Origin of the sequence: Sinorhizobium kostiense, assembly GCF_017874595.1 — a bacterium.
In the GTDB taxonomy this organism is placed as follows: Bacteria; Pseudomonadota; Alphaproteobacteria; order Rhizobiales; family Rhizobiaceae; genus Sinorhizobium; species Sinorhizobium kostiense.
In genome coordinates this window covers 361,501-379,770 of record NZ_JAGILA010000005.1, presented here as the reverse complement: position 1 = coordinate 379,770, position 18,270 = coordinate 361,501, and the positions used below count along the sequence as shown (strand labels likewise).

Here is an 18,270-nt window from a genome sequence, read left to right as displayed (position 1 = left end):
CCACACGGAGGACCGGATTTCGCCAGGACGAAAGCGGCATAGCGCTTTCCGAGGCGCTGATCACCTTCCCGATCGTGCTCCTGGTCTTCGCCGCCCTCGTCGAGTTCGGCTATGCCATGTCGCAGTGGAATCAGACGGTGAAGGCACTCCAATATGGGGCTAGGCTCGCAGCGGTCTCAGATCCGTTGACCAGCAACTTCGCGACGGTCTTCCCAACCAGTGCCGCGAACCCGGTGAACAACGGTACAGCCACGCCCAACGATGCAACGGTCTCCTCTACCTGCGGCCCCAACTTGGCGAACTGCAATGTCGCCGCGCTGAACCGTATTGTCTATGGCTCTAGCGCAGCTACTGAGTGCCAATCCCTTGGGACTGCCGGCATCCGCCCTGCGATCTGCCATGCCAACCCGGAGATCGAGAGGGATAACATCGCGATCACCTACCAGCGCTCGGGGCTCGGGTACTGGGGACGGCCGGAGGGACCGGTGGTCACCATGCGGTTCGAGGTTCGCAACGTCACCTTCGACCTGCCGCTCCTGGGCGGGTTGCTGGGGCTCGATACTATCACGATACCGGCCCATCCGGTGACGATCACGACGGAAGACCTGAGAACATGCTCGACCTGCTAACCCTCTGATATTGTGTGGGGAAGAGAAATGACAGCGCATATGAACTTCGTAGCGACCACAAAGATCCTGCTCCTTTCCGATGACGCGGCTGCGGCGAGCTTCATGCTCGACACCTTCGGGTCGCTCTCGCGCTACGACGTCAGTCATATGTCGCTGAAAGCGCTCGGCGAAAAGGGGCGGCTCGATCCGAAGCAGTTCCACATGATCGTGCTCGACGTCGACAATGGCGACGTGCTGGCACAGGCGGAACTCTTCTCATTTCGCGCCAGTCATCGCAGCATCCCGCTCGTCGTCGTCTCCGAGGAGCTGCCGGCCGACCGGATGCGACTCATCTTCCGCCTCGCCGGCAATGACTGGCTGAAAAAGCCGCTGGAGCGGCGGGCGCTGATCGACATGATCTCGACGCATGCGCCGGCGGCGGGCGCGACCGGCAGCCGCGTCCATGCCGTTGTCTCCGCCGTCGGCGGGGCAGGTGCGAGCGTGATCGCCTCCTCGCTCGCCCATGTACTGGCGCGGCCGACGAAAAGCGGCACCGCGCGGGTCGATCTCTTCGATATGGATTTCTCGTCCGGGTCGCTCGGCTATTACCTCAACCTCGTCAATGATTATGACCTGCTGCCGGTCGTCGCCAATCCTTCTCGCGTCGACCTCGAATTCATCGATCTCGTGCGCAAGCGCCACGGGAGCGGCTTTTCGCTGCTGTCGTTCAAGCAGCCTTCTGTGCTCTGGTCGCCGAAGGGAGCGGAGCTGGTGCTGAGGATGCTTGATGTCGCGGCCTTCGAGAGCGACGAGACGGTGCTCGACATGCCCTATTACAGCACGCCCTGGAAAGATGACGTTTTGAGATCGGTCAACAGCGTCACGATCGTCACCGAGATGACGATACCGGCGCTTCACCAGGCGCGGGATCTTTTTCTGCATCTGGTTAGTCTTCGCGGCAGCCCGGCCTCCATCTTCGTCGTCGTCAACAAATACCGCACGCGGCTCTTCAGCCTGGGGGTCAGCCGCAAGCAGATCGACAAGATCTTCAAGGACACCCACGCCCATATCGTCGCCTATGATTGGGAGACGCTGCGCGAGGCGCTCGACCGCGGCGTGTTGCCGGTCGAGGTCAATGAGCGCTCGCGATTCTGCAGCGCCGTCGGCAAGCTCGGAGCGATGGTAAAATGAAGGCAGGCATGCACAGGAATGCAACACACGCGCGCGGATGGGGCCGGCTGGTCGGAGCGGCGCTGCTGGTGCTCCCGCTTGCCTTTCCTTCGGTCGCGGGAGCCGCGAGCGCGCGGGTGCCGCGGCATCTGGGGGTGACGACGGCTTCGGTGGTCGATGCTGCGCACAACTATCCCGCCGGCACGGTCGTCATTTCGAGCGGCAAGCGCACGCTCGACCTCGTGCTCTCCGGCAATCGCGCCCTGCGCTACCGGATCGGCGTCGGCCGCGACGGTTTCCGCTGGATGGGCGTCGTCAAGGTCGGCCGCAAGGCGGAATGGCCGGACTGGCGCCCGCCGGTCGAGATGAAGGCGCGCTCGCCGGAACTGCCGGACCTCGTGCCGGCCGGCCCGTTCAATCCGATGGGCGCGCGCGGGATCTATCTCTATCGGGGAGGCGCGGACACGCTCTACCGCATCCACGGAACCAACGAACAATCCACCGTCGGCGAATTCGCCTCTTCGGGCTGTTTCCGCATGAGCAACGCCGACGTCATCGATCTCTACAACCGGGTGAAGCTGGGGGCGACGGTGGTGGTGAAGTAAGTGTTTGGGGGTTGCTGCCTGGGAGGTGAACCGGGCGCGAAAAGGCTAGTGTGTAAGGAGTAAAGCTGATGGCGAATGGGTTCATAGGACGCTTTTACAAGCAGCCGCCACAGGAGAGGGCAGGGAGCAGTCCGGTCGTCGAATTTCCGTCAGGCGGGGCCGCTGCTGCGGCCGCGCCGGCGCTGGCAGTCGCCGAAGCGCCAGGCGAGGAGCAGGCGCCGCTCGGCCTGGATATGGTCTCCGAGAGGGTGAACCTTCATCGCCACCTGCTCGACCACATCAATCTCGGCATTCTCGACTCGCTCGACACCGAGGAGATCGCCGCGGAGATCCGGCCGCTGGTCAAGGATTATATTCGCCGCAACAATTCGCCGCTCAATGCCAAGGAGATCAACGATCTCGTCCGCGACATCACCGATGAGATGCTTGGCCTCGGCCCGATCGAGCCTCTGCTCTCGGACGAGAGCGTCGCCGACATCCTGATCAACGGCTACAAGAACGTCTATGTGGAGCGGAGAGGCATGCTCGAAAGCACGGCGGTACGCTTCAAGGACGAGGACCACCTGCTCCGGGTGATCAACAAGATCGTCTCGGCCGTCGGCCGCCGCGTCGACGAGTCGACGCCCATGGTCGACGCCCGCCTCAAGGACGGATCGCGCGTCAACGTCGCGATCCGGCCGATCTCGATCGACGGGCCGCTCGTCTCGATCCGCAAATTCACCCGCAAGCCGCTGACGATGGAGCGGCTCGTAGAATACGGCGCCATGGCGGAGGAGATGCGCATCCTGCTCAGCGCCGCGGTCAAAGGCCGGGTGTCGATGGTCATCTCCGGCGGTACCGGCTCGGGCAAGACGACGCTGCTCAATGCACTCTCCTCACAGATCTCGCCGAAGGAGCGGCTGATCACCATCGAGGATGCGGCGGAACTGCAATTGCAGCAGCCGCATGTCGGACGCATGGAGACCCGGCCGCCGACGCTCGACGGCCGCAACGAGATACGCCAGCGCGAGCTCCTGAAGAACGCGCTGCGCATGCGGCCGGACCGCATCATCGTCGGCGAGGTGCGCGGCGAGGAGGCCTTCGACATGCTGCAGGCGATGAACACCGGCCATGAAGGCTCGATGACGACGATCCATGCCAATACGCCGCGGGATGCGGTGAGCCGTCTCGAGCAGATGGTCGGCATGGCCGGCATGCCGATGTCGCAGCAGAGCGTGCGCTCGCAGATTGCCTCGGCCATCACCCTCATCGTCCAGGTGCAGCGCCTGAGCGACGGCAGCCGCAAGCTCGTCTCGGTCTCCGAGATTACCGGCATGGAAGGCGAGGTCGTGCAGATGCAGGAGATCATGCGCTTCAAGAAGACCGGCACCGACGAGAACGGCCGCATCATCGGCGAGTTCCGCGCCACTGGCTTGAGGCCGCGCTTCGTCGAGGAATTCGCCGAAGTCGGCGTCATCGTGCCGCAGTCCATCTTCGAGCCCGGAAGGCCATTGCAGACGGGGGCCAGAAAATCATGACGCTCCTGCTTCTCTACGGCGCCGTCTTCGTCGCAGCGCTGGTTTCCGCCGAAGCGCTGCTGCGCGGCTACTTCCGGACTTCCGAGCGCACCAGGGCGGTGAACCATCGCCTGAGTCTGCTCGCAGGCAACGAGAACCGCCGCGAGGTGTATCGCGAGATGCTGAAGGAGCGCGGCGTCGATGGGGAATGGCGATCGCTGCCGTTGATGCAGCGGCTCAGGCAATATTACGTGCAGTCCGGTATCAATTTCGACGGCAAGCGCATTGCTCTCTACGGGGTCGCCGGCGCGCTTGCCATCTGGCTGGTCGTGCAATACTTCGCGCCGACCAATCTCATTCGAATTCCGATCTTCCTCGCCGCCTGTCTGGCCATTCCGGTGCTCGTCGTCTGGCGGGTCCGGGCAAAGCGCGTGCAGAAATTCGCCGAGAAGCTGCCGGAGGCGCTCGACGTCGCCACCCGCAGCCTCGCGGCCGGGCATCCGCTGCCGGCGGCGATTGCGCTCGTGGCCCGTGAAATGCCCGACCCGATCGGCACGGAGTTCGGCCTCCTGACGGACGAGTTGACCTATGGCGTGACGCTCGATGACGCGCTGATGAACCTCAACCACCGGGTGGGGGTCGAGGACCTCAATCTCCTAGCCATCTCGCTCAGCGTCCAGGCCGGCACCGGCGGCAACCTTGTCGAGATCCTGCAGAATCTCTCCAAGACCCTGCGCGACCGCTTCATGCTGAAGGCAAAGGTGAAGTCGATCTCTGCGGAGGGGCGCATAACCGCGATCTTCATGTCGATCTATCCCTTCCTGCTCTATGGCCTGATCAGGGCGCTGTCGCCGGACTATTTCGATCCGGTCTGGAACAGCGGCTACGGCACGATCATCGTCACGAGCCTGCTGGTGGTGATGGCGATCGGCAACGTCATTCTCTACAAGATGGTCAACTTTGAGTATTGAGGCGCTGCCATGTGGAACGAGTACGGCATTTACCTCATCGTCTTCTTCTCGGTCCTGATCTTTGCCGGCGCCGCGTCGGAACTGCTCTTCAGGCGGCGTGAGGTCGCCGTCCGACTTTCCGAGGCGGGTGCGAAGGCACGCGGGGACGAGCTCCGTGTCGGCGACGCCGCGATCGACGAACTCGGCGAGGCGGAGAACCGGCTGATCCGCCGCTATTTCGAGATCACCCGACGCGACACCAACGTCAATTCCACGCAGAACCGGCTGATCCGTGCGGGGTATTTCAATGCGGGCTCGGTCACCACCTTCCAGACGGTCCGCGCCGTCATCTGTATCGCGGCATTCGTCTTGACCGTCTGGGCCTTCAACCGCTTCATTCCGGAAACGTCGCGGCTGATGACGCTCCTCGTCGCGATGTTCGCCGCCGGCGCGACCTTCATCCTGGTAAACATCTATATCGACCGGCGCGGCGACGCGAAGGAGCGCGAATATCGCCGCCTCTTTCCTGATTTCATGGACATGCTGATCGTCTGCCTCGATGCGGGCATGAGCCTCGAGGCGGCGGCAAACCGGGTGGCGCGGGAATTCGTCAGCAAGAGACAGGATTTCGGCCTGCATCTTTCTATCATGATGCTCGAGGTGCGTGGCGGACGGCGCCTACGCGATGCGCTCGCCAATCTCGCGGCGCGGCTCCGGATCGATGAGGCGCGGGCACTTGCGGTGCTCTTCCGCCAGTCCGAGGAGCTCGGCACGAGCGTCACCCAGACACTTCGGGTCTACAGCAAGGAAATGCGCGATCTCCGGATCGTGCGGGCAGAGGAAAAGGCCAACGCGCTGCCGATCAAGATGCTGCTGCCGCTCGGGGCCTTCCTGTTTCCGGTCAGTCTCGTCATCGTGCTTGTGCCTATCGTCATTCGCGTCGTCAGCCTGGTCGTCGGCCTGTCGCCTGGCGGTTAGCCCCGCTCCAGATTTGAAGAACAGAGGGATACCCATGCATTCGCTCGATCAAGCTCGTGAAGACCTCGCTGCAACGCTCGATCCTCGCATGCCCTTGGCACCGATGACTGTCGAGGAGACCGGGCTCGAATTGTCGTTCCTCCTGCGTTTGGCGGCCAAATGCGCGACCGAGCAGGACACCGTGACGCCATCGCATCTGGCGGAGCGCATGAAGCTTTCCAAGGTGGTCGTCAATCTCCTGATCAAGGAGCTCACCAAGCTTGCCTATTTAGAGGCGCGCGGGCTCGCAGGCGAGGACGTCAGGTCCGACATCCGCTACGCGCTCTCGGCGAAGGGCGCCGACTATGCACAGGCCGCCTTGCGGCAGTCGAGCTATGTGGGGCCGGCGCCGGTTTCGCTCGATGCGTTCTGCCGCCAGCTCGGATTGCAGACAATCCATCACGAGCGGGTGACGCCGGAGGCCCTTGCCAAGAGCCTCGAAGGGCTCGTTCTGTCGCCTTCGCTGGTTGCAAAGCTGGGGCCGGCGATGAATTCCGGCCAGTCGATCCTCCTTTACGGACCGCCCGGCAACGGCAAGACGAGCATCGCCGAGCGTTCGGCGCGCCTGTTCCGGCAGACGATCTTTGTGCCCTATGCCATCGAGGTCGGCGGCTACGTCATCTGCTTCTATGACGAGGCGGTGCATCAGCCCGCTGTGGGGACAGGGCCTCATCCGAAGGCCGACCGGCGCTGGGTCGAGTGCCGCCGGCCGGTGATCAAGACCGGCGGCGAGCTGACGCTCGACCTGCTCGACCTCACCTTGAGCGAGGGGGCGAATGTCTACGAGGCGCCGATTCACCTGAAGGCTTCCGGCGGTATCTTCATCATCGACGACTTCGGCCGGCAACAGGTCATGCCGCAGGCGCTGATCAACCGCTGGATCGTGCCGCTCGAGCGCGGTTACGACTTCCTGACGTTGCACACCGGCAAGAAATTCAAGGTGCCGTTCGACGAGCTCGTCGTGTTCTCCACCAATATGGCGCCGCGGGATCTTTCCGACGAGGCGGGCCTGCGGCGGCTTAAATACAAGATCTTCGTCAACACGCCCTCGCGGGAGGAATATATCCAGATATTCGAGGCCTACGCGCGCAGCGTCGATGTAGAGCTCTCGCCGCGCGACCTAGAATTGTTTTACGATCGTCGTTACAGTGGCGAATCGCTGGCGTCCTGTTACCATCCGAAGTACCTGCTGGACTTCATCGATTCCTATTGTGCGTTCAATGGAACCGGAAAGGTGGCCTCCCTGGCGATGCTGGAGCGGGCGTGGGAAGGGGTGTTTACGTCAGACTAGCGCATCGGCCCCAGAAAGCGGTGCCGGTTTTCGGGAAAGCACGATGCGCAGATGCAAAGTCTTGCAGCGTCCTTTATGCGTCTTGAAGCACGCTCAGCGCTGTAGGCGCGAATGGCGCCTCGTCCCGAATAGGTGCCCGGGACATCTTCTTGGTGGCTTCGGCCTGCTTGCGGCGGAGTAAGGTGATGGTCAGCATGGCGAATATCGAAGTCGAGCCGGACGAGGTGCGGCGCGAGCGAAAGGCAGACGAGCCGGCCCGCACGCGATTTGCGCCCTTCGTTGCCCTGGCGCTGGTGTTCCTGCCTTTGAACGCAGGCATTCTGCTCTATACCGCGAAGAACGCCGCGGACGTGCGCGAGAGCCGGGAGGCCCTCGCCGCAGTCAAGCGCTCGATTGACGGGCTGAAGCTGCAGCTCGAGAAGCAGGGGCGGCACATTACCCAAGGGGCCAAGGCCGACGAAGTCGCAATCATCCGCCAGCGCCTGGAAAGTCTCCACAAGGAAGTGGCCAAGATCGATGGCGGAACGCTCTTTGCTTCCCCGGCGGCCAGCGGCTCCGTGATCCTGAGCGCTCCGGGCAAGCAGGTCACGCAAAGACTCGAGCCTTCACTCTGGGCTCCTGCAGCGGACGTCGATGCGTCCGACGGTGCGCTGCCCGAGTCCGGCACCGATGGCAGTCCCGTGGCCGACTTGCCACGCTACGAAAGGTCGATCTCTCCCGAGGGCAAGCTCATACTCCGGAAGGTGCGGTAGGTCACCCACAGCGACCTTTCAGGCCCGCGTGGGACGCACCTTCACCGTCTTTGTCAGTCTGAGGCTCTCCGCCGGCGTCGGCCGACCCACATGAAATCCCTGGACCTGGTCGATGCGGAACTGCCGCATGAGCGCCATCTGTTCCTCGGTCTCGACGCCTTCGACCAGGATCTTGTGGCCGCGGTTTCGCACAAGTCCGATAATATCCCTGAGCATGGACTTGCCCTTCTGGGTGTCGCAATCATGCAGGAACGAGCGGTCTATCTTTACCGTGTCGAAGTCGATCAGCCGCAGCCATGACAGGCCGGCGAAGCCGGTGCCGAAGTCGTCGAGCCATATTCGGACACCCAGGGTCTTCAGGTCGCTGATGCAGCGCCGGACATCCGAATGCATCTCCATTTCGAGCCCCTCGGTAATCTCGAGGGCGAGCCTGCCTCCGGCGATCCCTGTTTCACCGAGAATAGCCGCGACGGAGGCTGCGAAGCCGGGTGATTTCAACTGGATCGGCGAGACGTTGACGCTGACGACAGGTACGCTTTCATCGGCCAGAATCTCACGGCAGACGGTCCTTATCGCCCAACGGCCGAGGTCCAGTATGGCGCCGGTACGTTCGGCGATGGGGATGAACAGGCTCGGGGGTACCGAGGTACCGTCGAGCATTCTCAGCCGCATCAGCGCCTCGACCGCGTCGATCTCGCCCGACGCGACATTCCGGATCGGCTGGTAGACCATCGAGACGAGTTTCTGGTCGACTGCGATCTTCAGCAAGGCCGCGATGTTCTCGCTCTCGTCGCTGGTGTGCGGATCGCTCGGGTCGAACAGGCGGGCACAATTGCGGCCGCTCGCCTTGGCACTGTAAAGCGCGCGATCGGCCTCGTGGATCAGCCTTTCGAGCTTGGAGCTCGTCTGGTTTCTGGTGAAGGCCGCGCCGACGCTGACGGTAACGATGGACACGCCATCCCGCCGCTGCTGATGCGGCAAGGCGAGTCTCTCGACATTGTCGCGGATCGCCTCCGCAAGCTCGGCCGCCTGTTCGCTCGCCTGCAAACGCGCAAGCACGATGAACTCTTCGCCGCCGTAGCGCCCGATGCAGCCGTTATACGGCTCTATCGAGTCCTTCAAAGCATTGGCGACGAGGACAAGGCAGCGGTCGCCTTCCTGATGGCCGTAGTAGTCGTTGTACTTCTTGAAGAAATCGACGTCGATGAGAATCGCTGCGAAGCTGGTGCCGCGCCTTTGCCAGTCGCTCCAGTGGTCGCGCAGCTTCTGGTCGACCGCCCGGCGGTTGTCGAGGCCGGTCAGCGAGTCGGTGTGCGACAGCCTCAGCAGAGCCTTGCCTCGCTCGGAGGCCTCCTTGTGCTGAATTCTCGCCTCGACGGCGTTGAGGAAGACCTTATAGCGCTCGCGGTTGAGTTTCCAGTTCACATAGGAGGTAAAGACGAAGCAGGAGAGATTGAACGTGCCGAAGGCGAGTCTGTAGGAAGCCTCTGCCGGGGGGAACGACAAAACCGCGGCGAAAAAGATCAGAAGTATCGTAATCGACGCAAAAAGCGACAATCGAAACTGGAAGCTGAAGAACAGATTGACGCTCATCATGAAGATGGCGCCGAAGACCATGTAATAGGAGATGCTTTCGGTATCCGCCGTCATCATCGCGGGATAGAGCCAACCGGCATAGGCGACGACGATCGCCGCCGCGGCGGTGCAATCGATCGAATCTGCAGTGGCATTCAGGCGAAACTGAAATTCCAGGAAGAAAAGCGCGACAACCGAAATCGCGAACCGGGCGGCTATCGTCAAGGCTGCCACGTCCGGCACCAGCAGGACATCCGTCACGGAAAACAGCAGATACACCGCTACCGCGGTCCAGAGCCCCTGTCTCGTGGCCTGCTTGCGCGCGCCTACGCCTTCTTCGCGGAAGAGCGTGCGCAATTCGGTCGATGCCGGTCTCGGCGGCTCATGATCGAGACCGATCTCAATTACGTCAGCCAACGTGTGCTTCATGCACGGATCCATCGCGTTGCGTCGCTTGCCCAGCACCCGCCATCCCTGGCGGTTTCATTTGCCGTCTGCATAGAAATTCAACGTACGGCAGGCAACATAATTCGGCACAATAGTGCAGGTCGATTAAGTTTTGCTGAATTCGCTGTAGATCAAATGTGAACACCGAAGTGTAGCGAAACAGACCAATATGGTTCTTCGTTAACCATATTATGTGAAAACTTTAACGACCACTGGCGTGCGCCGCAAACATGCGCATACTGTTAACAAACAGTTAACGGACGAGTTTTGCGTGACCCAATTTCAGATTCATTTCGACGGCGAAAGCCTGATCACCCCAGAGTCCATCACCACCGAACTTTCTCCCACCAGAACGGATTACCACGAAGAGCAGTTCGAAACCGGCAAGGCCGAGCTCGCCCTCGTGCTGTCGATTGCACGGCAGCAGATCGACCAGGGTCGGGATCCGGCGGCGATCATCCATCAAGTCATCGGGGCACTTCACGGCATGCGCCGCAAGTTCGACCCGAGCGTCTGGCAGGCCCTGGTGCCGCTCGTGCAGAACCACCCGATTTCGGCGTTCTTCCATGAGGATCCGTTCACCCGCTGGTCATTCGAAAAGCCGCGCGGTTATTCCGGCGACGCGCAATTGATCGACTTCATATACGGCCACCCGAGCACCGCGGATGCGATCGCGAATGCTTCGCCGCTGGGGCGCGCCCTTTACGACTACACCAGGGCGGCGCCGTCCTCGGTCGCCGTCCGGGAGCGACGCGATCTCTTGACCAGGCATGTGGACGAGGTCGCGGCAAAGCTGGGTGGCGAGACGGAGATCCTGACGATCGCGGCGGGGCATCTGCGCGAGGCCGACCGCTCGGTCGCCCTCAAGGAAGGCCGGATGAGACGCTGGGTGGCTCTCGATCAGGATCCGTTGAGCGTCGGATCCATTGCGCGCGATTTCAGAGGGACCTGCATCGAAGCCATCGACGGTTCCGTTCGCGGTCTCCTGACAAGGGGCTATGATCTCGGCAAGTTCGACTTCATCTACGCTGCCGGTCTCTACGACTACCTTGCCGACAAGGTGGCGGTGAAGCTGACCCAGAAATGCCTGGAAATGCTGAAGCCCAACGGCGTCTTTCTATTTGCCAATTTCGCCGACGACATTTACGACGACGGTTACATGGAGACGTTCATGAACTGGCAGCTGCTGCTGCGTTCGGAGGCGGACATGTGGAGGATCATCAACTCGAGCGTCGACCGCAATCTGGTCGATGCGCAATTGGAATTCGGTGAAAACCGCAACATCGTCTACGGCATTCTGCAAAAGCGCTCGTGACAGCGGAAGCTCACGTCCTACTGCATGCCCTCCCGACTCGATTTGGGCATGTAGTGAGCCAGAGTGTTACTGCGACGTTTTCCGCCTGATAAGCGGCGCGGCGCCGTAGGGCGCGAGCTTCGATGGTGCCTGCTGTAGATCACGATCTGATTCTACAATGTTGAGACATGAGGCCCGGAAAGCCGTTGCGCTTCCGGGCCACATCCGTCAGGTCCTGCCGCATTGAATACAGCGCCGCGCGTCTTTTCAGACGCGCAAAGGTCGCTGTACTCTTTGAATCTGCGCGTCGGGATTTCCGCAAACCGGTCCGATTTTCGGGCCGATGCGCTAACGTTGCGCGTATTTAACGCTGTTCTTCATAAGTTCGAGATTGCGCGCCGTGATCTCGTTGGCCGGATCCAGCTCGTAGGCCTTGAGGAAGTAGCGCCGGGCTTTCGGCAGATCGCCCCGCAGGAGATGGGAATAGCCGAGATTGTTGTAGTAGGTTGGCGTGTCGCCGATCATCCTGGCGAGCTGCACATAGGCCCTGTCCGCGGTATCGAACCGGCCGATCATGTCGGCCGAGGCGGCGAAGCCGAGCCAGGCAGCCGGATCCTGCGGAAACACTGCAATCGCGCGCTTGTAGATCGCGTAAGACTTGCCGTAGTTCTTTTCCTTGAACTGCAGTTTGCCCGTCTTGATCAACTCGTCGTTCTTGTAGAAAGCGACGGCGGAATCGTCCTCCAGCGTCTTGGCGCTGTCGCCGAAGGCTGCCACGTCGTCGAACGCCGCTGATTGGCACCCTGCCAAGACCATGCCTGCGACCAGCAGCGAAGTGATGCATGCGATTCGCGTTCCAACCTGCAATGCCATTCTTACCCCCAAATACACGGGTGCATGCTATCCAAGGCTGTGCCGCCACTCACCAAAAATCTTCCATGAGAAATGCTAATAAATGAAAAATGGCGAGCGTGCGTCGCATTAAAGCGACACATCTCGCCGTCCCGCACCGCCCTTTCAATAGAATTCCGGGGGGTCGATCTCCCGAATCAGCGCGACAGTGCCGTCGCGTCTGATCAGATGCTCCAAGTTCCCTGTGGCGCTCTGTCTTCGTCCTACAGCGCCGCGCGTCTTATCAGGCGCGCAAAGGTCGCTGTAGCACTTTGAATGCTGCATGTGTCCTTAAATCGAGGTCGATTTAAGGACACATGCAGTAAGTATGGAAGTCGATCCAAACAATGGAGCGTCCATGGTAAGCTCCGGTTAAGCACCAGAAACCATACTCCGCTCGATACCGCCCGCGCCTTTCAAGCGAAGAGGATGCACGCTGATGCAATCCACGGTTTTGAAAATTATTCGCCTTGCCCCATGCTGTGCCTATACGGTGGCCGCCATCCTTCTCGTCAGCATGGTCCTGCTGGCGCAATTTCCGTCGAATGCAGCGGTCTGGTCGCTGTACATGACGCTTCTGCCTGTCATACGCGAGCCGGTGTTCCTGCTTTTGGACGGGTTGGGATTTCACGCCACACTTGCGCTGCTGGTGCTCGCGGCAGGCTTGGGGATCCATATCGCTCACCGGCCGGACCACTATCCGCGAATCCGATTCATCCATGCGCATATCGCGCTGATTGCGATGATAGTCGGAGGGGTGCGGGCCATGAGCGCGCAGGCCGGACTCGCCAGCTTTTCCGTTCCGCGGCTGCTGCGCGGCGACTGGTCGCTGCTGCCGATGACGAATTCGCCACTTTGGATCGCACTATCTCTTCTCGTGGCAGCCGCCTGCCTGATGTCCCATGTCGGGATCGTCAGGCGCATTCGGTTCTCCGGTTGAAGCGCGTCGCGTCTACAGCGGCTTTGCTCATCTTATAAGACGTGCAAAAGGGGCGTAACGCAAAATCGCGGGGGCATTTCTGCGATATTGCAATCGATCGATGGCTAATGCTTCGACCTCGAGCCGATCCCGTCGAAAGGGGTGGGCCTAGCATGCAGATTTACCGATATTCCCTTGGGCATTGAAGGTTTAAGGAGTGGAGCGCGGCCAAATAGCCGCGCCGGGGGCGCGGCCGCACGGTCGCAGGACAGGCGAGCCTTGTCGCAGGGCATCGGCATTTGCGGCTTATCCGCATCGGCACGCAGTTCCTCCAAGACTGCCAACGTCTTCAGGTGCCATGCGGCTTCGCGCGATTTCAACTTGCAACGGATGTGATCCGCGTCGTCGGAGTCGATGTCCTCGAAGCTCAGGAATGTGGCGATCGCCGCCTCCCTGCGACCCGCGGCCAGGAGGCAAACGGCTAGTTTATAACGGATGACCGCTTGATGCGGATGGCTGTCAAGCAGGCTTTCGAAGGTTTCGCTCGCCTCCTGGTACATCCCCTGCGCCATCTGCGTGTCGCCCAGTCGATGCAGGATTCTGTCGTGCGGCGCGGTCGAAAGCAGGGCGCGATAGATATATTCCGCCTCTGCGAAGTCGCCTTTGTCGCAGCAGAGCTGCGCTAGTCCGTAGCGGGCATGGATATGCTGGGGCGCCGCCAGGACGATCTGCCGGTAGGCCGTCTCCGCCCGTTCGAGCGCACCCTGGGCATGCAGGTCTATGGCGCATTCGAAGACGAATTCGATGCTGCGGTGATTGATGCTGTTGCCCAGATTGTGGCCGCTGCGTGTTTTGAGGAGCAGACAATGGCTGCCACCCTCCCGGCCACCGAGGTCGTTCCGCAACCCGCCGCCATCCTCGCGGACGAAGCGTTCCACCGGAAAGGCATGCAGCAACCGCTCAAGCCGCGGAGAGCCGGGATCGAGAAACTCCACCTTCATACGCGCCCAGTTCTCCTTGAGCAGGAGGCCGGCGGATGCGTCCACCGCGTCGATCTCGAGGTCCGGCGTGCAGAGCAGCCCCGTGCGACCGGTGCCGCAATTGCCGATCATCGAGACTTCGTCGCAGAAGAGGCCGCTACCTTCATCCAGATACGTCGTCACTTCGATCGGTAGAAATGCGCAATAATGGGCGTCGGACCGTTCACGCTTCAGCGCGAGGAGGAACCATCGTCGCCGAGAGGATAGATATTCGTCCAGCCACTTCCAGGAAAGGCAAGGATGGGCCTCTGGGTCGGCCCCGTAAACTCCGTCCCAATCCTTGCGAATTTTTGTGAATTCATCAATGTCTTCGATAATATCGACGCGCATCGCCCAGCCCCGATAAAAATAAAATTCTTAAAATAAAAACACCATTATATCGTGGAAGTTCCGGCCGCGGATATTAGCCACTGGAGCGTGACTGCTACTGAAATCGAATATCGTTCGATCATGCGTAGGGCGTAGCTGAAATCTTTGGTGAAATACGGACGCCGGATTGATGGAGTGCTTCCTGGGCCAGGCCAGGTTCATGATTTTGTCTTAGTTCAAGCCAGCCTGCGCCTGGGTTACCGCTCCATGAAGGCGCGCGCCATGCTGTCACGGATCGGCTTCGTCAGATAATCGAAGAAGGTCCGCTCAGCGGTCTGAATGAGGATCTCGGCCGGCATTCCGGGCGTGGGTGCGAAACCGGGAACCCGCGAGAGCTCACGCACCGGGAGGTTGACCCTGGCGAGATAGACTTCACGCGCCCCTTCGTCTGCCGCATCCGGAAAGGAATCGGCAGAGACATAGAAGACCTCGCCGTCGAGCACCGGAGTGGTCCGCTGGTTGAGTGCGGTAAGCCGTACGGTTGCCTTCTGGCCAACCTTGACACTGTCGATCTGCGTGCGCAGGACCATTGCTTCGATGATCAAGGGTACATGCGACGGCAGGATTTCCAGGATGGGCTTGCCGCTTTCGATGACGCCGCCGGGCGTATGGTAGTAAAGCCGGACCACGGTGCCGGAAACCGGGGCATTGATCGTGGCGCGGCGCAGGACGCTGGCGGCACCTCTCAGCTGCTCGCGAACCGAGTCGAGCTCCGCTTCCGCATTCTGCAGCTCTGCGAGCGCCGCCTCGCGATAGTTTTCCTCCGTCTGCCGGACCTGCTGTTCCTGCTTGAGGATCTGCGCGCCCGTTTCCGAAATCTCGGCCATTAGCCTGCCGATCTGCCCCTCGGCGTCGGCGATCGCTCGCTGGATGGACTTGATCTCCGTCTTGCGAATGAGGTTCTTCGCAAGCAGTGTCTGTTTGCCGGCATGCTCCTCCTGGAGGAGAGCGTGCTGCCGACGAACCGCGCCGAGTTGCTGCGCGTAGCCTTCAGCACGGAACCGGAAACCCTCGATATTCTGTCGGAAAAGACCGATTTCCGCCTCGAGCTTGCTCTTCCAGGCGCTGAAATTCAGCTTCTGGCTGTTGATGATCGGGCCAATTTCGGCATCTTCGGCATTCTTTGCGAGGATCTCGGGCAGGGCAATCGCATCGAGGCCCTGGATCTGGGCCATCAGGCGGGCGACGATCGCCTCGAGTCGCGCCCGCCGCAGGAAGAGCTGGCGTTCATTGGCGAGTGCTGCCGTTTCGTCGAGCCGGACCAGCGGCTGGTCAGCTTCCACATGATCGCCCTCGCTCACCAGGATCTCCTCGATGATCCCGCCTTCAAGATGTTGGATGATCTTGTTCTGGCCGGTCGCGACGAAACTTCCCTGGGCAATGACGGCTGCAGCCAGCGGCGCAGTGAAGGCCCAGACGCCGAACCCGCCGAACGTGACCGCAAGAAGCACGAGCCCGGCCAAGGTCTGTCTCCAGATCGCCCGTGGGACTTCCGCATACCATTCGAGGTCATGAACTTTGACTGTGTCCGTCATGGTTCGCCTATGTCAGCTGGTTTTGGCTGAGCGGGGTGCCTTCGAGGCTCATGCCGCGGTTAGCAAGCGCCTTGAGCACGTCCTCGCGCATGCCGAAGAGGGCCACGGTGCCGTTCACGAGCAGCAACACTTTGTCCACGCTGCTGAGGAGTGCCGGTCTCTGGGTGATTGTGATGACGCTGATTTTCTGCTCCCTGGCATGCTTGAGCGCCCGGGTCAGCGCCGCCTCGCCGGCAGCATCGAGATTTGAATTCGGCTCGTCGAGAACGACCATGCGCGGATTGCCGAAGAAAGCGCGAGCCAGCGCCACGCGCTGTTTCTGGCCGCCGGATAGAGGCGAGCCGTCTGCTGCGACGAAGGTTTCGTATCCGTGCGGCAGCATGGCGATCATGTCGTGCACGTCGGCGAGCTTGGCTGCGGCATAAATCTCGGCGTCGCTCGCCTCCTCCCGCATGCGGGCGATGTTGGCCTTAATTGTGCCGGGGAAGAGTTGCACGTCCTGCGGCAGGTAACCGATGTTTTCGCCGAATTGACGCTGGTCCCAGTTCCTCAGATCCATGAGGTCGAGCCGGACATTACCGGATGTCGGCAGGATGGAACCGACGAGCATCTTGCCGAGCGTCGTCTTGCCCGCGCCGGAACTGCCGATCACCGCGAGCGAGTCGCCCGGATTGAGTGAGAAGGTTATGCCATTGAGGACGACGCGCTTGGTCCCCTGGGGTACGAAGAGCAGTCGTTCGACGTCGAGGCGCCCCTCGGGACGCGGCAGTTTCAGCCGCTCGAAGTTGAGGGGCGAGCTCTGGAGCAACGATGTGATGCGCCCATAGGCTGCGCGCGATTGCACGACCTGGTTCCAGCCCTCGATTGCTCCCTCGATCGGTCCGAGCGCCCGTCCGGCGATGATCGAGGCCGCAATCACCATGCCGCCGGTAAGATGACCTTCCAGGGCGAGATTGGCGCCCCAGCCGAGCATCATCACCTGGGTGAGGAGCCGCACCGCCTTGGAGATCGAGGCGAAGGCTATATTGCGGTCCTGCGCCAGCACCTGCGCCTTGAGCGAGCCGGCCATGTCCTTGCCCCAGATGCGAACGGCTTCCGGTATCATGGCGAGCGCATTGATGATCTGCGAATTGCGCGACATCGAGTCGAGGTGGAGGTTCGCCTTGGCCTGGAAATTGTTGGCTTCTCCGAAGGAGGCGGCCGTCGCCTTCTGGTTCAAAAGGGTAATGACGAGGAGAACCAGGGCCGAGGCGATTACGATCGAGCCGAGATGCGGGTGGATCAGGAAGACCGCAAGAAGGAAGAAGGGGGCGATCGGCGCATCGAGGAAGGAAAGCAGCGTGCCCGAAACCAGGAAGGAGCGAAGCTGCTGCAGGTCGCCAAGCGTCTGATATTCGCGCCCGTTGCTATGGAGCGAGGCCCGCGCGGCGGCGCTCAGGATCGGCGCGCCGAGCTGGGCGGCGACCTCCACCGCCGTCCGCATGAGGATCATGCGACGAACTCCGTCAAACACCGCCTGGAGGATAACCGCGCCGACGATCAGGGCCGTCAGCATGATCAGCGTGTCGACCGAACGGCTGGTCAGGACCCGGTCCGATATCTGGAACAGATAGATCGGTATCGCAAGCACCAAAATATTGGTGGCGATCGTGAAGATCATCACGATCATCAGGTTCTGTTTGATCGCTCTGAGCCCCGCCTTGAGGCTTGCCGAGAAGTCGACCGGCCCGAGCCTTTTATGAAAGACGCCGCCGCCATTGCCGCCACCGCCGCCGGAGCCACCCTTGTCGAGCGGCCGAGTCTCGGACTTGATGGGGCCGCGATCGCCATCGATCACGACCATTCCCGGAGTCGACGCTTTTTCAGTCTCGGCCTTGGATTCGGTTGGCGGCCGCTCAACCCGTTGCTCGGGCGCGTTCGCCTGCTGAACGGGCTGCTGCCTGGCGGAATCGCCGTCGCGCGGTCCGTGCCGGACTCCGGCATTGTACGGGGGAACTGCCTTCTCGGGCATTCGTACTCTTTGCCCACCTTCGGTGCTCGCTAGGGCCTCCGCCATTACGCTTTCTCCAATCGGCGATGCCGCAGGTATTTTACGCTCTTTGTTCGGGAGGGCAGCCGTCGTGCCGCGAAGCTGGCCGATCACCCCGTCGATCTTCCTGGAGGCGCGATCCAGCACATCTTCGCGGCTGTCGATCTCGCGGAGCAGCTTCTGCCCGGCAGCCTCAGCGTCCAGCTTTTGCGGCGGTCGCTCTGCCTCGCCACTGCTGGCAAATGCCTGCCGATGAAGGGCGCGGTTGTCGGTCATGATCTC

Annotated in this window: 15 protein-coding genes; 10 read left to right on the top strand and 5 right to left on the bottom strand. The window is 61.4% G+C overall.

The window, feature by feature from the left end; all coding sequences use genetic code 11:
- Nucleotides 1-38 precede the first annotated feature (38 nt).
- The 8 genes from J2Z31_RS19610 (at nt 39) to J2Z31_RS19575 (ending at nt 7,889) form a co-directional block, all read left to right on the top strand.
- Nucleotides 39-629 carry a TadE/TadG family type IV pilus assembly protein gene (locus J2Z31_RS19610; RefSeq protein WP_328243619.1) on the top strand — a complete coding sequence of 197 codons (591 nt, stop codon included), beginning with the start codon at nt 39-41 and terminating at the stop codon, nt 627-629.
- Between the two features lie 27 nt (nt 630-656).
- Nucleotides 657-1,799 carry a P-loop NTPase family protein gene (locus J2Z31_RS19605; RefSeq protein WP_209603637.1) on the top strand — a complete coding sequence of 381 codons (1,143 nt, stop codon included), beginning with the start codon at nt 657-659 and terminating at the stop codon, nt 1,797-1,799.
- A gap of 8 nt (nt 1,800-1,807) precedes the next feature.
- Nucleotides 1,808-2,383, top strand: coding sequence for a L,D-transpeptidase (locus tag J2Z31_RS19600; protein WP_209603635.1), 576 nt, complete (start codon nt 1,808-1,810; stop codon nt 2,381-2,383).
- A 68-nt stretch (nt 2,384-2,451) separates the two neighbouring features.
- Nucleotides 2,452-3,900 (top strand): CpaF family protein, encoded by a 1,449-nt coding sequence (locus tag J2Z31_RS19595; RefSeq protein ID WP_209603633.1) that lies wholly within the window; start codon nt 2,452-2,454, stop codon nt 3,898-3,900.
- On the top strand, nt 3,897-4,850 hold the full coding sequence (locus J2Z31_RS19590; RefSeq protein ID WP_209603631.1) for a type II secretion system F family protein: 954 nt from the start codon (nt 3,897-3,899) through the stop codon (nt 4,848-4,850). Before J2Z31_RS19595 ends, J2Z31_RS19590 begins: the two co-directional genes overlap by 4 nt.
- 9 nt (nt 4,851-4,859) lie before the next feature.
- Nucleotides 4,860-5,807 (top strand): type II secretion system F family protein, encoded by a 948-nt coding sequence (locus J2Z31_RS19585; RefSeq protein ID WP_209603630.1) that lies wholly within the window; start codon nt 4,860-4,862, stop codon nt 5,805-5,807.
- 34 nt (nt 5,808-5,841) lie between these two features.
- Nucleotides 5,842-7,137 carry an ATP-binding protein gene (locus tag J2Z31_RS19580; RefSeq protein WP_209603628.1) on the top strand — a complete coding sequence of 432 codons (1,296 nt, stop codon included), beginning with the start codon at nt 5,842-5,844 and terminating at the stop codon, nt 7,135-7,137.
- 194 nt (nt 7,138-7,331) lie between these two features.
- Complete coding sequence (locus J2Z31_RS19575; protein WP_209603626.1) at nt 7,332-7,889, top strand: hypothetical protein; 558 nt, start codon at nt 7,332-7,334, stop codon at nt 7,887-7,889.
- 18 nt (nt 7,890-7,907) lie between these two features.
- On the opposite strand, the gene J2Z31_RS19570 is transcribed toward J2Z31_RS19575, so the two are convergent.
- Nucleotides 7,908-9,893: a putative bifunctional diguanylate cyclase/phosphodiesterase gene (locus J2Z31_RS19570; RefSeq protein ID WP_209603624.1), complete on the bottom strand. Its 1,986-nt coding sequence runs from the start codon at nt 9,891-9,893 to the stop codon at nt 7,908-7,910.
- A 289-nt stretch (nt 9,894-10,182) separates the two neighbouring features.
- Here J2Z31_RS19570 and J2Z31_RS19565 point away from each other — a divergent pair, with 289 nt between their 5' ends.
- Nucleotides 10,183-11,226 (top strand): class I SAM-dependent methyltransferase, encoded by a 1,044-nt coding sequence (locus tag J2Z31_RS19565; protein WP_209603622.1) that lies wholly within the window; start codon nt 10,183-10,185, stop codon nt 11,224-11,226.
- A 327-nt stretch (nt 11,227-11,553) separates the two neighbouring features.
- Here the strand turns inward: J2Z31_RS19565 and J2Z31_RS19560 are convergent, their stop codons facing one another.
- A complete protein-coding gene (locus J2Z31_RS19560; RefSeq protein WP_209603620.1) occupies nt 11,554-12,078 on the bottom strand; it encodes a tetratricopeptide repeat protein in 525 nt (174 codons plus the stop codon).
- 457 nt (nt 12,079-12,535) lie between these two features.
- On the opposite strand from J2Z31_RS19560, the gene J2Z31_RS19555 reads away from it, so the two are divergent.
- Entirely contained in the window at nt 12,536-13,036 is a 501-nt protein-coding gene (locus J2Z31_RS19555) for a hypothetical protein (protein ID WP_209603618.1), read from the top strand.
- A 104-nt stretch (nt 13,037-13,140) separates the two neighbouring features.
- On the opposite strand, the gene J2Z31_RS19550 is transcribed toward J2Z31_RS19555, so the two are convergent.
- The 3 genes from J2Z31_RS19550 to J2Z31_RS19540 all read right to left on the bottom strand — a co-directional run bounded on the left by J2Z31_RS19550 (nt 13,141) and on the right by J2Z31_RS19540 (nt 18,264).
- On the bottom strand, nt 13,141-14,385 hold the full coding sequence (locus J2Z31_RS19550) for a tetratricopeptide repeat protein (RefSeq protein WP_209603616.1): 1,245 nt from the start codon (nt 14,383-14,385) through the stop codon (nt 13,141-13,143).
- A gap of 236 nt (nt 14,386-14,621) precedes the next feature.
- Nucleotides 14,622-15,959, bottom strand: coding sequence for an HlyD family type I secretion periplasmic adaptor subunit (locus tag J2Z31_RS19545; RefSeq protein ID WP_209603613.1), 1,338 nt, complete (start codon nt 15,957-15,959; stop codon nt 14,622-14,624).
- A 7-nt stretch (nt 15,960-15,966) separates the two neighbouring features.
- A complete protein-coding gene (locus tag J2Z31_RS19540; protein ID WP_209603611.1) occupies nt 15,967-18,264 on the bottom strand; it encodes a type I secretion system permease/ATPase in 2,298 nt (765 codons plus the stop codon).
- Nucleotides 18,265-18,270 lie beyond the last annotated feature (6 nt).

Coding starts and splice junctions, on each gene's coding strand:
- J2Z31_RS19570 (WP_209603624.1), bottom strand. CDS start 9,893: ATGAAGCACACGTTGGCTGACGTAATTGAGATCGGTCTCGATCATGAG.
- J2Z31_RS19600 (WP_209603635.1), top strand. CDS start 1,808: ATGCACAGGAATGCAACACACGCGCGCGGATGGGGCCGGCTGGTCGGA.
- J2Z31_RS19540 (WP_209603611.1), bottom strand. CDS start 18,264: ATGACCGACAACCGCGCCCTTCATCGGCAGGCATTTGCCAGCAGTGGC.
- J2Z31_RS19595 (WP_209603633.1), top strand. CDS start 2,452: ATGGCGAATGGGTTCATAGGACGCTTTTACAAGCAGCCGCCACAGGAG.
- J2Z31_RS19580 (WP_209603628.1), top strand. CDS start 5,842: ATGCATTCGCTCGATCAAGCTCGTGAAGACCTCGCTGCAACGCTCGAT.
- J2Z31_RS19585 (WP_209603630.1), top strand. CDS start 4,860: ATGTGGAACGAGTACGGCATTTACCTCATCGTCTTCTTCTCGGTCCTG.
- J2Z31_RS19550 (WP_209603616.1), bottom strand. CDS start 14,385: ATGCGCGTCGATATTATCGAAGACATTGATGAATTCACAAAAATTCGC.
- J2Z31_RS19560 (WP_209603620.1), bottom strand. CDS start 12,078: ATGGCATTGCAGGTTGGAACGCGAATCGCATGCATCACTTCGCTGCTG.
- J2Z31_RS19545 (WP_209603613.1), bottom strand. CDS start 15,959: ATGACGGACACAGTCAAAGTTCATGACCTCGAATGGTATGCGGAAGTC.
- J2Z31_RS19590 (WP_209603631.1), top strand. CDS start 3,897: ATGACGCTCCTGCTTCTCTACGGCGCCGTCTTCGTCGCAGCGCTGGTT.
- J2Z31_RS19555 (WP_209603618.1), top strand. CDS start 12,536: ATGCAATCCACGGTTTTGAAAATTATTCGCCTTGCCCCATGCTGTGCC.
- J2Z31_RS19605 (WP_209603637.1), top strand. CDS start 657: ATGACAGCGCATATGAACTTCGTAGCGACCACAAAGATCCTGCTCCTT.
- J2Z31_RS19575 (WP_209603626.1), top strand. CDS start 7,332: ATGGCGAATATCGAAGTCGAGCCGGACGAGGTGCGGCGCGAGCGAAAG.